The sequence below is a fragment of the Sulfurimonas sp. genome, from assembly GCF_018698455.1.
Classification (GTDB): Bacteria; Campylobacterota; Campylobacteria; order Campylobacterales; family Sulfurimonadaceae; genus Sulfurimonas.
Genome location: NZ_JABIOQ010000002.1, coordinates 31,546 through 47,018, shown reverse-complemented (window position 1 = coordinate 47,018; position 15,473 = coordinate 31,546). Strand labels below are relative to the sequence as shown.

Sequence of the window (15,473 nt, the reverse complement as noted above, 5' to 3'; positions counted from 1 at the left end):
TATAGTACGCATGAGTACAGGTAAATTCTCTTTTGTAGTCTCTATAAGCAGATGATAATGATTATCCATCAAACAGTAATCATGTATAATGACTTTATTTAAAGTAGCACTTTTATTTAAAATCTGAGTTGAAAATATTACAACGATTTACACCACGATTGATAACATGATGATAACCAGCAATATCAACTCTTGATCTTGTAGGCATTAAAAATCCTTATTTCTTTTATTATGTCAATAGTTGAAAATTATATCATAAAAGTGGAGATTCATTCACAGGGGTGTAATTTGCAAAATTTAATAAATAAAGCTGTCGCAAATGGAGATTCGGAAACTGCACAAGCTTTACTTAAAATCCTAAATAGTAAAAAATAAAGATAAACAAGAATTGAAAGAACTATTTGATTTAAGTGAAACTGTCAATTATCATCCTGCATACGAAAATATAGCACTAGAAAAATCTTCACTAGCAATTGAAGCTAAAAGTTTTTTTCAAAAACTTTATAATAAGTATGTAGAGTTGAACTATGAAGAAAATAACTTTTTAGATGGTATTAAAAAACAGTGGCATCCAAGAGTTTGGGAATTATACTTTACTATTAAACTTATGGAATTAGGATTTGATATTAATTGCCCAAAAGGCAATGCCCCAGATGTTAAAATACAAAATGACAATCAAATTATTTGGATAGAATGTGCTACTTTGTCAAAAGGAAATGGTGCTGTAAAAGAATGTGATGATGACGTATTACATACATTTAATGATGAAGATTATATATTGAGAATTACTTCAACAATTACTTCAAAATATAAACAAATAGAGAACCATAGAGAATCTGGAGTTATTGGTAGTGAGGATATCGTCTTAATCGCTATGAATACTGGAGAGTTGGACTTAACAGAAATTGCTCAAATGGATTTTCCACTAATCCAAAAAGCTCTTTATGGAATTGGCTCTATGACATATAACTTTACGACAAAAGAAGTCAGTAATCAACATAGATTAAATGTAAAAAAGTCCAATAATGTAAAAATTAAAACAAATTATTTTGCTACAGATGAGTATGAGAATATTAGTGGGATTATTTTTTCGGACTGGAAATCAACAGAGATTTCAAAGAAACTAACAGAAGGTTTTGAATTAACTCATAATTTATATGCTAAAAATAAATTACGAGAAGGTTTTTTTAAAATAGGCTGTGAATATATGCCTTATATAAATGATAATTTAGGTGAATTCAAAAAATTAGCTTATTAAAAATTACAAGATAGTGAATATGCCAGTAGTCCTTAAAGGGACCGTTCTACAACCTGTAGGTTTTGGAGTAAATAAAAGAACAAAATATAACTTAAGACTAAAAATAAGGCACTATTTAAGACCCGTTATAAAAAGAAGATGTATGAAAATGTAGGCAGTGAAGGGAAAGTAGAAGGTTTGGCCCACGATAACAGTCAATGCTCCACAATTCTAAGATATATAACTCCACAGAGTTTATTAATATAAGCTATAATAGAAGAAATAATTTCAAAGGTTAACACTATGACTTTACATTTAAATGCATCAGAGAGTGTATCTCAAAAAATATTATCATTTTTAGAATCACTAACAAAACAAGGTGAATCTGTAGAAATCATTGATGACTCTATCTATAAATTTGAAAAGGATGGTATTACCCGAGGTTTAGAACAAGTTAAAAATGGTGAAGTTTACTCATCAGATGAGATTCTAGATGAACTCAATAAATAAATGAAAGTAAATTTTTCAAAAGACTCTAAAGAATTTATATTTAAAACAAAGAGTTTCATCTCAGAAGATAACCCTCAAAGAGCAAAACAGTATACTTTAAAACTTGTATCCCGTATTACAGATATGTTACAGTACCCTTTTATAGGTAAAATCAATGCTACATTTAATGATGAGAAGATTAGAGAAATTGTTCTAGACGGTACTAAAATAATTTACAAAATATACCCCAAAAGTGTTAGTATTTTAATGATGTAGAAATATATTGACATTAATGAATCAGAGATTAATACAGACTAATTTATCAGAAGTAATTTTATTATCATAAACCAGTAAAATCAGTTTTCTTATTTCTCAAATGATGAGTGTAAAAAAGTTACAAAACTGTAGGTTTTGGAGCATCTCTAAGTTTCAAGCCAAATTGTCGAACTATAATATAATGTTAATGACTATCGGCTACTGACACAAAATTAAGTAGCCTAAATAAATGTATCTAATTCCTAAAAGTTTTTGTAAAAAAAGCTATAGCTAGAGAATTAATTACAGTCGTCACTTTATAGTTAATACCATATAAAACTACTTTCCACTCTGTTTCTAAAGTAAAAGTAGATTAGTATTTTGATATAATACAAAAAACGAGGAGTGCCACATGAGTAATGCACAGATACTACAAGAAGCACTAAAGCTAAACCCTCAAGAACGTTATATAGTTGTAGAAAGCTTACTAAAGAGCTTAGATATACCAGATGAGAGTGTTGACACTATTTGGGCTAATGAAGCAGAAAAGAGACTTAACAACTATAGAGACAATAAAGTTCAGACTATTCCATTTGAGGATGTTTTCAATTAATGAAAATTGTGTTTTTACCAGAAGCAAAAGCTGAACTAGATGAAGCAGTTCAATACTATGAACTCCAAGCAAAAGGTTTAGGAGTTACATTTAAAAGTGTCGCTAAGTCAACGATAAAAAGAGTTGCTACCTTTCCAACAGCATGGACTACTATTAAACCAAATATACGAAGATGTATCATGCATAAGTTCCCATAAAATGTACTCTACTCCATAGAAGAAGACTGTATCTTAATCATAGCAATTGCACATCATCACAGATATCCAAATTATTGGACTGAACGAAAAAAGTAATAAGAAAAGTTTAAGTAAAACGGCTTCTATAATGAACACCAACTAAAGGTGCTAGTTGAGAAGCTTGGAAATCTTCTTTTCCATCCAAGACTAAATAGGTAATGATGTAAAGAATAGGTGCATAAATCATAAACATATCTGTAATAAAAGCCTATAGAGATTACGAAATCATTCCTTTTTGTCCAGAAGCACCTCATTTTTGAACACCTCGTGAACGCATTAATGTCATTAATATTAATGGTGAAAATAGAATTATCACCGACTCCACAAACAAAGATATAACACAACAACTTCACGATGAAATAGAATCCTTTTGTCTTAAACACCTCGATGTGGATGCAATAGTTCTAAAGTCTAAATCCCCAAGTTGCGTTTATAAAACAACGCCTATTTTAAATGAAAAAAGAGAGTTTTTAACTCTAGGTAATGGTATAGCCATAGAGATATTTAAAAAATACTTTAAAGATGTTGAAATATTCACTGAACTAAATTAATTCTTTTTTCATTAATTTAGACTTTATCACCTTTAGTGTAGTTCTTTTGGGTATAACTTGTTCTGACCATTGGTATAAAAAGAAAAAGAGAGTCTAAAAATCAATAAATTTAGTACATTTTAGCTATAATCGCGTAATTTTATATAAGAGATGCATTATGGACATTAGAGAAGAATATTTAAGATTTTTTGAATCAAAACAACACACGAGAGTAGCATCAGGACCATTAGTACCTGATGATGTAACATTACTTTTCAACAATGCCGGAATGGTACCTTTTAAGTCTATTTTCACAGGTGAAGTACCACGTCCCGCTAACCCCCGTGCCACTTCATGCCAAACCTGTATTCGTGCAGGTGGAAAACATAACGATCTTGAAAATGTAGGTCATACAGCACGTCATCATACTTTCTTTGAAATGATGGGTAATTTCTCTTTTGGAGACTACTTTAAAGAAGAAGCTATCTCTCATGCTTGGGAGTTCATTACTCAAATACTTAAACTTGATATCGATAAGCTTTGGGTAACGGTTCATGATTCTGATGATGAGGCGGAAGAGCTTTGGAAAAAACATATAAGTGCAGATAGAATCATGCGCTTAGGCGATGCTGACAACTACTGGTCAATGGGTGATACTGGACCATCTGGACCATGTTCAGAAATATTTTATGATCAAGGTGTAGAAAACTTTTCTGGTCCTGAAGATAGAATGGGTGGAGAAGGTGATAGATTTTTAGAAATCTGGAATCTTGTTTTCATGCAGTATGAAATCAAAGAAAAAGGTGGACCAAAACTTCCACTTGCAAAACCATCAATTGACACTGGTATGGGTCTTGAGCGTGTTATAGCTATAAAAGAAGGTCATCTTTCTAACTATGGTTCATCACTTTTCATGCCAATGATAGAACTTGTTGAAAAAATGATAGCTAAAAAGTATGAGTATGCTACAGGTGCATCTTATCGCGTTATAGCAGATCATATTAGAACAGCTGTTTTTCTTCTCTCTCAAGGAACAAACTTCTCAAATGAAGGTCGTGGTTACGTACTTCGTAGAATTCTTCGCCGTGCAGTTCGTCATGGTTACCTTCTAGGTTTTCGTGCTCCATTTATGTTTAAAATAGTTGATACTCTTGTAGAGATTATGGGTGGTGAGTATGAATACTTAGCACCAAAATCAAATGCAGTCAAAGAACAAATACAACTTGAAGAAGCAAGGTTTTTTAAGACTATTGAGTCTGGAATCGCTCTTTTTGAAGAAGAGTTGAAAAATACTAAAGACATTTTTTCTGGAGAGGTTGCATTTAAACTTTATGATACATTTGGTTTTCCACTTGATTTAACAGAGGACATGCTTAAAGAGAAAGAACTAGGTCTTGATTCAAAAAGATTTGATGAACTTATGTTAGCTCAGCGCACACTTGCAAAAGCTGCTTGGAAAGGCAGTGGAGACGATGCGGTTAACGGTGACTTTAAAGAGCTTTTAGAGAAGTTTGGAGAGAATACTTTTGTTGGTTATGACTTTACTGAGCATTCTGGAGAAGTTTTAGCACTTTTAGATGCAAGTTTTAAATCCACACAAACATTAGAAGCTAATGTAAAAGGTTGGGTACTTTTAGACATCACTCCTTTTTATGCTGAATCTGGTGGACAAACTGGTGACTGTGGCGAGTTGGAAGGTTTTGCTAAAGTTCTTGATACGAAGAAGTTTTTCGGACTTAACTTAGTTCAAGTAGAAGTTAGTAAAGGTCTAAGTGTTGGAACTGTTGTAGATTCTCATGTAGATATAAGTAGAAATGAAATCATAAAACATCACTCAGCTACACACCTTTTACATGCAGTCTTATCAGACGTACTTGGAGATCATATCTCTCAAGCGGGTTCACTTAACGAAGCGACTCGACTGCGTTTTGACTTTTCTCATCCAAAGCCTGTAAGTGCAGAGGAAGTTCAAGAAATAGAAAATAGAGTCAATAACTCCATCATGAGAGGTATCTCAACTAAAACAGAAGTTTTAGGGATAGACGATGCCAAAAAAAGTGGTGCTAAAAGCCAGTTTGGCGAAAAATATGGCGATGAAGTTCGTGTTGTAAGTTTTGCTGATGCATCTATAGAGTTTTGTGGTGGTGTTCATGTAAATAACACTGCTAACATAGGCTCATTCATCATCACTAAAGAGAGCGGTGTTTCTGCCGGTGTGAGAAGAATAGAAGCAGTTTGTGGTAATGCAGCTTACAAACACTTTTGTGAACAAAGAACTCTAGTAAAAGCAGTTGAGTCTGAAGTTAAGAACCTTGATATTCTTGCAGGTGTATCGCGTTTAAAGACTAACATCGTAGAACTCAAGTCTGAGTTAAAAGATGCAGAGAATTCTGTAAAGATAGAAGTTGTCGCATCAGAAGTAAATGGTGTTTCTGTAATAGTTGAAGAGTACCCAACTGGTGATATCAAAGAGAAGATAGACGCACTTAAAAATGACAATGAGAAACTCTGTGCTATGCTCTTTCAAGTAAAAGGAGATAAAGTTCTCATAGCTTGTGGTGTAAAAAATGCCAATGCAAAAGCTGGAGACTGGATTAAAAATATTGCTCCTATACTTGGTGGCGGTGGTGGCGGTCGGCCAGACTTCGCTCAAGCTGGTGGGAAACTTCCTGCTAAACTACCAGAAGCAAAAGTTGCTTCTTTAGAATTTATTACAAAGGCTCTTGCATAATGACTGAATTTTTCTTAGAATATAAAACATACATAGTTTTTTTACATGTAATCTCTGCTGTTGTTTGGGTTGGAGGGATGGTAGCACTTCGTTATGCCGCACATCCATCATTTATGGAGATAGAATCTCCAGGACAGCGTTTAGAGAGAGTTTCTCATGCACTCAAAAACCTTTTTATTATAGTCGCTCCTTTTATACTTATACTCGTTGTCACAGCTGTTTTAATGATTAAAGGCTATTCAATTTCTTCTACTGACTATAAAACTATTGGTTATGCTAAAGAAGGTATTTGGACTGTTATGTTCATTGCATATTTAGTGATGGTTTACAGAAGAAACAAAGCAGCAAAAGCTCTTGTGCAAGGTGACTTTGTAACAGCTAAAAATCAACTTGGTATGATCGGTCGTTTTATGGTTCCGCTAAATATCACACTTGGAACTATCGCTATATTTCTAGGTTCATATTTCTCTTCAGTTTTTTAAATGCTACGTCTAGCTTCTTCATCTCAAACACGACATATGCTTCTTACAAACGCAGGTGTCGCGTTCAAGCAAGAAAGCATTGATTATGATGAGGACAGCATCGTCGCGACCTCTCCTAAAAATTTTGTATATCAAGCTACACTTGGAAAGTATAATGCCAACATTACCGCTTTTGGCTATGAAGACATGCCCCTTTTAGTCGCCGATACCGTTGTCACAGCTCAAGGAAAAATACTGCGAAAAGCAAAATCCATTGATGATGCTCGTTATATTTTATCTACACAAAGTGGAAATATTACGAGTATTATTACCTGTATGATTTACCACTCTGTAGAGAAAAAGATTATAGATATCAGTCAAACAGACTATCTTTTTGATAAGTTTGATGAAGAAGACCTTGAAAATTACCTCAAAAATGGTGAATGGAAGGGTAAGGCTGGTGCTTGTATGGTTGAAGGATTTTGTAAATCTTACATCAAAGAAGTTAGAGGCTATGAAAGTACTGCTATGGGACTCAGTATAGAAGTCCTTCAAAGATTTATCTAATGTTTTATGAAAACGAGTTAAAAGCACTTAAAAAATCAGGTCGCTATAGAACTCGTGAAGTTATAAACTACTCCATTAAAGATTTCGCTTCTAATGATTACCTTGGCCTCGCTCACAACAAAGAACTTCACGAAAAAACATCCCAAGAACTTTCAAACTTAGAAGTTCATAGTGCGAAAGCATCTCTCCTTGTCAACGGATATCATCAAATTCATAAAGATTTTGAAGATGCACTTTGTAAGGCAAACAACTTTGAATCGGGCATAATTGTAGGAAGTGGTTTTAATGCAAATATTGCTTTAATCGAGGCCCTTGTACGTAAAGGAGACACTCTTTTTATGGATGAGCTTTATCATGCATCTGGTGTTTTAGCCTCAAATCTCAACAACATTGATGTAGTTTTTTTCAAACATAATGATATGGATGGGCTAAACTCACTTCTAAAAAACTCTCATGCTAAACGTAAAATAGTTGCGGTAGAAGGTATATATTCTATGGACGGTGATCTTTGTCCTAAGAAAGTCTTTAAGATTGCAGATGATTCAAATGCTATACTAATAGTTGATGAAGCTCATAGTAGTGGTGTAATTGGTGATAGCCTTATGGGTGTTTTTGATTACTATAACATTACTCCAAAAAAGAATCATATTAAGATGGGAACACTCGGTAAATCTTATGGTAGCTTTGGTGCTTTTATACTAGCGGATGAGCACATAGTTGAGTATCTACTTAATCGTGCAAAACCTATTGTATATGCAACTGCTCTCTCTTTATATGACACACTCTTAGCTCATAAGTCACTTGAATATATTTTAAACAATAAAGATACTTTAAATAAAGCAATTAAACGCAGACAATATATTATTAGTGAAATTCTCGGCATTCAAGTTAAAGGCCTCATAGTTCCTATTTTAATTGGAAGCAATCAAAAAGTCCTCGATATAAAAAATGAACTTTTTTCATTAGGTTTTGGAGTAGGTGCTATACGTCAACCAACCGTTAAAAGTGCAATTATTAGGCTTATTGCGAGAGTATCACAAAGTGAAGAGTCATTAAAAGACTTATGTAAACACTTAAGTAAGATGCAATAATGAAAATAGAAAAATTAGTAATCACACACAAGAATAACAACCTAGTAGATATTAATTTGAACATAGATACGTCTCTAGCTTTAGTCGGTGAAAGCGGCAGTGGTAAAAGCCTAACTTTAAAAGCTCTTCTGTCTATACTCCCCCAAGATATGTCTTGCGAACTCAAGATCAATTCTGATTTTGACTTAATAGCAGGAGAGAGTGTCGCGTTTATACCTCAAAACCCATTTACGGCACTCTCCCCTCTTACGAAGATAAAAAAACAGTTCTTTGTTAAAGAGTTATTGATAAAAGAATTATTTGATAAGGTTGATTTAGATTATGAACTTTTAGAAAGATTCCCACCTGAGCTTTCCGGTGGACAGTTACAACGTGTTCTTATAGCAATGGCTTTGAGTATAAGTCCAAAACTTTTACTTCTAGATGAACCAACAACAGCACTAGACCCACAGACAAGAGAGCTTATCCTACAGCTACTGGGCGACTTGCAAAAAAAAGAGCATTTTAAGATACTCTTTGTAACACATGATATAACTTCAGTAAAAGTACTTTGTCAAGATATAGCCGTTCTTAAAAATGGAAAAATAATTGAGAGTGGTAAAATGAGTGATATAATTAGCTCACCAAAACAAGAGTATACAAAAGTACTCATAGAATCAAATTTTGTTAATAGGGAATTTAGGAAATGATAAAAAGAACACTACTAACACTATTTATTATAGGTTTCATTTCTCCATTTGTTCTTGTTGCCTACTTCCTTCTCTTTTTTGACTATGATATCTCACCGTTAGAGAATTACAGACCATCTCTTACAAGTAGAATTTATGATAAACATGGTGAAAAAATAGCAAATATATTTCAAGGTGAACATAGATATTTTGCACCTTTTGAGACTATTCCACCTCGCATAATAGAAGCTCTTGTCGCAATAGAAGATACAACATTTTTTGAACATCCCGGAATAAATATTGACGCAATCTTTCGGGCTGTTATAAAAGTTATCCGCGCAGGTCGTGCGGTTGAGGGTGCAAGTACAATCACTCAACAACTTGTTAAAAATGTTCTTCTCACGAGAGATAAAAAATTATCTCGTAAAATAAAAGAAGCAATCTTTGCTATAAAAGTAGAACTCTCTCTTTCAAAAGAGCAAATATTAGAATGCTACCTCAATGAAATATACTATGGGCATGGATACTATGGTATAAGAACAGCTGCAGATGGATACTTTCATAAACACCTCAATGAACTCACACTTAAAGAGATGGCTATTTTAGTAGGTTTACCAAAAGCGCCCAGTACATATGCACCAACAAAAAACTATGAAATCTCAATGGGTAGAGCAAATAGAGTTATAAAAAGAATGCATGTTTTAGGTTGGATAGATGACATAACATACGACAATGCGATTGCCCAGAATCCTAAAGTTTTTAACACTACATTAACACAGAACAAAGCTCCCTTTATCGTAGATGAAGTAGCACGTAGATTTAGAGCTATTGGTATTGACAACTTTAAAAGTGGTGGTTATGAAATTTACACTTCAATAGATTTAAGACTACAGCAATTAGCAATAAAAGCCTTAGAATTTGCTTATAAAGCTTCTATAGGTCGAGTGGATAAGTACAAAGCAAAAGATTTAAAAAAACTTCAAAAAGATGAAAGCTTTGTACTTCAGGATGTAAATATCTCACAACTAAATGGTGCTTTAGTTTCAGTTGACTCAAGCAGTGGAGATATATTAGCTCTTGTTGGGAGTGTTGACTATAAAGTGAGCTCATTCAACCGTGCCACACAAGGTCGTCGTCAGCCAGGTTCTGCGTTTAAGCCTTTTATCTATCAAGTTGCTGTTGACTTAGGATTCTCAGGAGCTACACAACTTGTTGATATTGCCAAAACTTATGAGTATCAAAAGAATGGTGAAGATATGAAATGGCGTCCTAGAAACTATGAGAAAAATTATAAGGGCATAGTGAGTTTGCGAGAAGCTCTCATACACTCAAGAAACCTTGCAACAATTAACCTTGTAAACGATATAGGGCTAAAAACACTTATTAAAAGACTTAAGAAATATGATATTAAGCACATTCCTAAAGACCTCTCCATCTCACTTGGAACAATGTCAATGTCTCCGCTTGAGTTAGCCGAAAACTATACTTCATTTGCGAACAATGGAAAAAAAGTTAAACCACAGATGATATTAAGAATTGATCAAAGAAACAAGACTATCTATGAAAGAACAGAAGTGTCACATCAAATCACAGTTCCTACTCAGGCCTATATAATGACAACAATTTTAAGAGATGTTGTTCAACGCGGTACTGCTAGAAGAGCTCGAGTGAGAGGTTTAGAGTTAGCAGGTAAAACTGGAACAACTAATAACAATGTAGATGGTTGGTTAGCAGGGTATTCTCCAACTATGACAACTGTAGTTTGGTTTGGAAACGATAATAATACTCCAATGCATAATAGAGAGACTGGTGGACGAGTTGCTGGACCAGCTTTTTCTCATTTTTACAGAAGTGTACTTAAGTTATATCCACAGATTAAGCGTAAGTTTGATGTTCCTGAGGGAATTATTGAAGTAGAGTATGATGGGGAAAAAGAATACTTTAGTGATATATCTAAACCACCCAGGACAGAGGATAACTCTGACCCTGAAGCGGAACTTCTTTTTTAGTTAAATGTCCTATTAAGAGCACAGAACATTGCTTTAATAGATGCTGTTGCAATGTCGTTATCAACACCTACTCCAAAATGCATATTTCCTATATCGCTAAGAAGTTCAATATATGAAACTGCTTGGGCACAACTTTTGTCTCCACGAGAGTGTTCAGAGTAAGAGTTTATACTAAACTTATGTTTATAATCCTTGCTTAGTGCTTTTTTACAAGCGTCTATTGGACCATTTCCTTCGCCATTAGATATAACCTCTTTGCCATCGTAAAGATAAGTCAATGTACATTTAGAAACTTTCTTATCAGATGTAAATGTAAAATCAACTAAAGAAATATGCTCTTGAACTTCTAGATAAGTCTTTTTAAAAACGTCTAAAATTTCTTGATTTTCTAACTCTCGTCCCTTTGTTTCAGTCAATGTTTGTACAGCCTTGGCTATTTCAGGATGCATAGCCTTTGGTAGTTGGTATCCATAATTTTTTTCAAGTATATAAGCCACTCCACCTTTACCTGATTGAGAATTTATTCTAATAATACTCTCATAAGTACGGCCTACATCAGCCGGATCAATTGGAAGATATGGAACTTCCCAAAAAGAATCTTCTTTCTCTGCTTGATAACTCATACCTTTTTTTATTGCATCTTGATGTGAACCTGAAAAAGCCGTATATACAAGTTCTCCAACATATGGATGACGAACATGAGTATCTATCTCTGTACATCTCTCAACTACATCCAAGACTTCATCAACATTGCTAAAATCTAACTGCGAGTCAACACCTTGAGTTGTCATGTTTAGAGCTAGAGTAATGATGTCTACATTACCAGTTCTCTCACCATTACTCAAAAGTGTCCCCTCGACTCTATCTGCTCCTGCTAAAAGTGCAAGCTCAGTTGCTGCTACCGAAGTTCCTCTGTCATTATGCGTGTGAGTAGAGATAATTACGTTTTCACGGTTGTCTAAATTCTGAGCCATCCATTCTATCTGGTCGGCATAAATATTTGGTGTTGCCATTTCCACAGTTGCTGGAAGATTTATGATGACTTTACGAGTAGGACTGATACCCCAACAAGCCGTTACTGCATTTGATATTTCAGCTGCAAACTCTAACTCAGTTCCAGTAAAACTCTCCGGAGAATACTCTAAGCAAATTTGTCCATCGTGAGATTTTTCATGTTTTTTAACAAGCTTAACTCCAGCTAATGCAAGTGCTGTGATTTCTTCTTTTGTTTTTCCAAAAACTATTTTTCTTTGTGCAACGGAAGTTGAATTGTAAAGATGAACCGTAGCTTTTTTAACACCCTTAAGTGATTCAAATGTTTTTTCTATAAGGTGCTCACGAGCTTGAACAAGTACCTGAACCGTAACATCGTCTGGAATAAGATTATCATCAACAAGACGACGTAAGAAATCAAATTCTACAGCAGATGCGGAAGGAAATCCAACCTCTATTTCTTTAAATCCAAGTTTGAGTAAGAGTGCGAATAATTCAAGTTTTTTCTCCATTGACATAGGGTTAACAAGTGCTTGATTACCATCACGTAAATCTACACTACACCATATAGGAGCGGATGTTATTGTATTGTTTGGCCATTGGCGAGATGGCAACTTTATTTGGGGGTAAGCTCTATACTTACCTATTGAAATCTGATTCATTATGAATCCTTCACTTGATATTTTAAAATAACAGCACTCTTACATATTGTTACTATATTGCGATTATATCTAATTTGTAGTTATAAAGGTATTTGAAGAAGGAAGCAAGCTCCATTGTTGACATTTTTTACACTTAGTTTTCCACCAAGTTTTTCAGCGATTTGAGTACTCATATAAAGTCCTATTCCTGTACCTTTTCCATCTACTTTTGTTGTCACTTCTGGCTTAAAAACATGATTGATAACATTAAGAGGAATACCTCCAGCAGAATCTTCAAAATCAACACAATTATAAATGTCATTTTTATAAATATTAATAGTAATTGTTCTTTTTTGAATACTTTTTTCGTTAAAGGCATCTTTTGCATTGTTAATTATATTTAAGACAAGGTGCTTAAACTCATTTTCAATACCATGGATCAAGATTTCCTTTTCACAGTTTATATCTATAGTAATATAATTTTTCATAAACTCATCATTCACTAAAAGCATCACGGACTGTACACAACGCTTAAGACCAAAACTCTCTTTAGTCTCTTTTGGTCTAAAAAAATCTCTAAATTCTTGTAATGTTGTTATCATATGCTCAATCTGAACTTGAGTATCACAAGATAAACTATCAATATACTCTTGATCTACTAATGAATTACTAAAGTCCTCAACAAGCATATCAGACATCATTGAAAGAGCGTTTAAAGGTTGTTTCCATTGATGAGCAACTGCATCCATCATTTCACCCATAGCTGCCATCTTAGCTTGTTGTTCAAAGCGTTTATGATTTGCCTTAGAGAGATTTACTTCCTCTTGCATTCGTCTTTCTAAAACTTTATTTAACTCATCTAGTTCTTTTTCTCTAGCATCATAACGTTCTAGAAAAAGACCAAGTAACATATCAAAGTCTGCACGATACTTTGAATGTGCACTTTCTTTTACCGCTCTGAATAGTTCTTCAGTGTTTAGATGAGAGTACTCTCCCATAGGATTTTTACGAGATTTTATTTTAATTGGGACTTGGTTAGATGTACTTAGATTCATTATTATATATTATAACAAAAGATATCAATTAATTCAAAAGAAGAGGTAAAAGCGAGATAATTCTCGCTTTTATTAACACTGGTATGTAGTTTTAAACTCGTAAGCAGTTGGACGACCTTCATCTGGCCATACATCACGCTCAAATCTATAGTGCTGGTAAGCATTGATAAATTCTTCAGTAAATACTGGTTTTAAGAAATCATTATCACCGATAAGACCTTCTAGTGCAGAGCGTAATGTGTGTGGCATTTGAGGAATCTTTTTCTCACGGATTTCATCAAGAGAAAGTTCAAATAAATCTTCATCCATTGGACCAACAGGAACAGTAGCTTGTTTGATACCATCAAGACCAGCCATCATCATTACAGCAAATGCTAAGTAAGGACAAGCAGTAGAATCTGGGAATCTCATTTCAATACGTGTAGCCATTTCGCCAGCACCATAAGGGATACGACAAGCTGCAGAACGATTTTGAGAAGAGTAAGTTAAGATACTTGGAGCCTCATAACCTGGAATAAGTCTCTTGTAAGAGTTAGTTGTTGGGTTAGTAAACGCAGCAACAGCATGAGAATGCTTAAAAATACCACCTGCATAGTGAACAGCCATCTCTGAAAGATTTGCATAGTTACCTGGTGCATAGAAAAGGTTTTTACCATCTTTCCATAGTGATTGATGAACGTGCATACCGTTACCATTATCACCATAAAGTGGTTTAGGCATAAATGTAGCAGTTTTACCATTAAGGTGTGCAATCATTTTTACAACATACTTATACTTTTGAACATTATCAGCAGCACCGATAAGATCAGAGAAAACTATCCCTAGCTCATGTTGACCTTGTGCAACTTCGTGGTGACCAAGAACAACTTCAAGACCAACTTGCTCAAGAACTTGCATCATCTCAGCACGGATATCAACAGCAGAATCTGTTGGTGCAACTGGGAAGTAACCACCCTTAGTTCCTGGTCTGTGACCAGTGTTGTACATATCTGGGTATGGATTATTTGAATTCCATTCACCCTCTTCAGTATCAACTTTGTAACCAGCTTCATTGATGTTATCAACAAAAGTTACAGAGTCAAACATAAAAAATTCATTTTCAGGACCAAAGTATGCAGTATCTGCAATACCTATTTCATCAGCATGCTTAAGAGACTTCTTAGCAATTGAACGTGGACATCTTTCGTATGCTTGATCTTTGTAAATGTCATAAACGTCACAGATAACGATGATAGTTGGATCAGCAGTAAATGGATCCAGAAATGCAGTATCTACCTCAGGCTTTAGTAACATATCAGACTTATTAATTGGCTGCCATGCTTCGATAGAAGAACCATCAAACGGAAGACCATTCTCAAGTTGACCAGCGTTTACAGCACTCATCCTGTAACTAATATGGTGCCATGCACCTTTAATATCTGTAAATCTAAAATCTACAAATTGAACATCATTTTCTTCACAAAAAGTAAAAAACTCTTCTGTATTATTAACAAATTTACCCATTTATTTCTCCTGAAATTATAATTTAAAGTATTATAACTCATTAATCTGTAAGTCTCTATTTATTATTGATTAAAAAGTCATCAATTTATTTGATTGTTTCGTAAAGTTATATTCTAATCGAAACTTTGCCATCTAGATTAAATTCCATATCATCTATTAATCTGTTGTTTTTTATAGAGTTTCCACCATTAGGTATAGAATATTCAAATCATACTTCTGGTAATTGTCACTAAAAACTGGTTGAAATGACAATTGTTAGCATCCCATAGAAGTGCATTGTCTTTATATTAATACGTAGTTTTACTTTCATGAAAGTTAGCAATGCAGAATTGTATTTAACTACTGTTTTTAAGATGCTGTTTTATAGGATTAGGGTAGTTATTATCACTTTATA

Annotated in this window: 14 protein-coding genes and 1 pseudogene; 12 read left to right on the top strand and 3 right to left on the bottom strand. The window is 34.0% G+C overall.

Annotated elements, in window-relative coordinates:
- Window positions 1–388 precede the first annotated feature (388 nt).
- The 12 genes and pseudogenes from HOG88_RS00560 to HOG88_RS00505 all read left to right on the top strand — a co-directional run bounded on the left by HOG88_RS00560 (window position 389) and on the right by HOG88_RS00505 (window position 10,887).
- Window positions 389–1,258 carry a hypothetical protein gene (locus HOG88_RS00560; RefSeq protein ID WP_295002104.1) on the top strand — a complete coding sequence of 290 codons (870 nt, stop codon included), beginning with the start codon at window positions 389–391 and terminating at the stop codon, window positions 1,256–1,258.
- A gap of 282 nt (window positions 1,259–1,540) precedes the next feature.
- A complete protein-coding gene (locus HOG88_RS00555; protein ID WP_295002103.1) occupies window positions 1,541–1,747 on the top strand; it encodes a hypothetical protein in 207 nt (68 codons plus the stop codon).
- A complete protein-coding gene (locus HOG88_RS00550; protein WP_295002102.1) occupies window positions 1,748–2,002 on the top strand; it encodes a type II toxin-antitoxin system RelE/ParE family toxin in 255 nt (84 codons plus the stop codon).
- Window positions 2,003–2,393: 391 nt separating this feature from the next.
- Window positions 2,394–2,594, top strand: coding sequence for an addiction module protein (locus HOG88_RS00545; protein ID WP_295002101.1), 201 nt, complete (start codon window positions 2,394–2,396; stop codon window positions 2,592–2,594).
- A complete protein-coding gene (locus tag HOG88_RS00540; protein ID WP_295002100.1) occupies window positions 2,594–2,791 on the top strand; it encodes a hypothetical protein in 198 nt (65 codons plus the stop codon). The genes HOG88_RS00545 and HOG88_RS00540 overlap by 1 nt, the downstream gene beginning before the upstream one ends.
- A gap of 311 nt (window positions 2,792–3,102) precedes the next feature.
- A pseudogene (locus tag HOG88_RS00535) lies at window positions 3,103–3,381 on the top strand (hypothetical protein); the annotation flags it as partial.
- Between the two features lie 157 nt (window positions 3,382–3,538).
- Window positions 3,539–6,091, top strand: coding sequence for an alanine--tRNA ligase (alaS, locus tag HOG88_RS00530; protein ID WP_295002099.1), 2,553 nt, complete (start codon window positions 3,539–3,541; stop codon window positions 6,089–6,091).
- A complete protein-coding gene (locus HOG88_RS00525) occupies window positions 6,091–6,573 on the top strand; it encodes a hypothetical protein (RefSeq protein WP_295002098.1) in 483 nt (160 codons plus the stop codon). The genes alaS and HOG88_RS00525 overlap by 1 nt, the downstream gene beginning before the upstream one ends.
- Complete coding sequence (gene maf / locus HOG88_RS00520; RefSeq protein WP_295002097.1) at window positions 6,574–7,119, top strand: septum formation inhibitor Maf; 546 nt, start codon at window positions 6,574–6,576, stop codon at window positions 7,117–7,119. It abuts the gene before it with no gap.
- The gene (locus tag HOG88_RS00515; protein WP_295002096.1) at window positions 7,119–8,210 is read left to right on the top strand and encodes a pyridoxal phosphate-dependent aminotransferase family protein; all 1,092 of its coding nucleotides are present in this window, start codon (window positions 7,119–7,121) and stop codon (window positions 8,208–8,210) included. The genes maf and HOG88_RS00515 overlap by 1 nt, the downstream gene beginning before the upstream one ends.
- Window positions 8,210–8,899: an ATP-binding cassette domain-containing protein gene (locus tag HOG88_RS00510; protein ID WP_295002095.1), complete on the top strand. Its 690-nt coding sequence runs from the start codon at window positions 8,210–8,212 to the stop codon at window positions 8,897–8,899. The genes HOG88_RS00515 and HOG88_RS00510 overlap by 1 nt, the downstream gene beginning before the upstream one ends.
- Entirely contained in the window at window positions 8,896–10,887 is a 1,992-nt protein-coding gene (locus HOG88_RS00505) for a penicillin-binding protein 1A (protein ID WP_295002094.1), read from the top strand. Before HOG88_RS00510 ends, HOG88_RS00505 begins: the two co-directional genes overlap by 4 nt.
- Here the strand turns inward: HOG88_RS00505 and leuA are convergent.
- From leuA to glnA, 3 genes are all read right to left on the bottom strand, one after another.
- Window positions 10,884–12,542, bottom strand: coding sequence for a 2-isopropylmalate synthase (leuA, locus tag HOG88_RS00500; protein ID WP_295002093.1), 1,659 nt, complete (start codon window positions 12,540–12,542; stop codon window positions 10,884–10,886). The two genes, HOG88_RS00505 and leuA, sit on opposite strands and share 4 nt — an antisense overlap.
- Before the next feature lie 80 nt (window positions 12,543–12,622).
- Window positions 12,623–13,576: a sensor histidine kinase gene (locus HOG88_RS00495; RefSeq protein WP_295002092.1), complete on the bottom strand. Its 954-nt coding sequence runs from the start codon at window positions 13,574–13,576 to the stop codon at window positions 12,623–12,625.
- 72 nt (window positions 13,577–13,648) lie between these two features.
- Complete coding sequence (gene glnA, locus HOG88_RS00490; RefSeq protein ID WP_295002091.1) at window positions 13,649–15,079, bottom strand: type I glutamate--ammonia ligase; 1,431 nt, start codon at window positions 15,077–15,079, stop codon at window positions 13,649–13,651.
- Window positions 15,080–15,473: the final 394 nt, after the last annotated feature.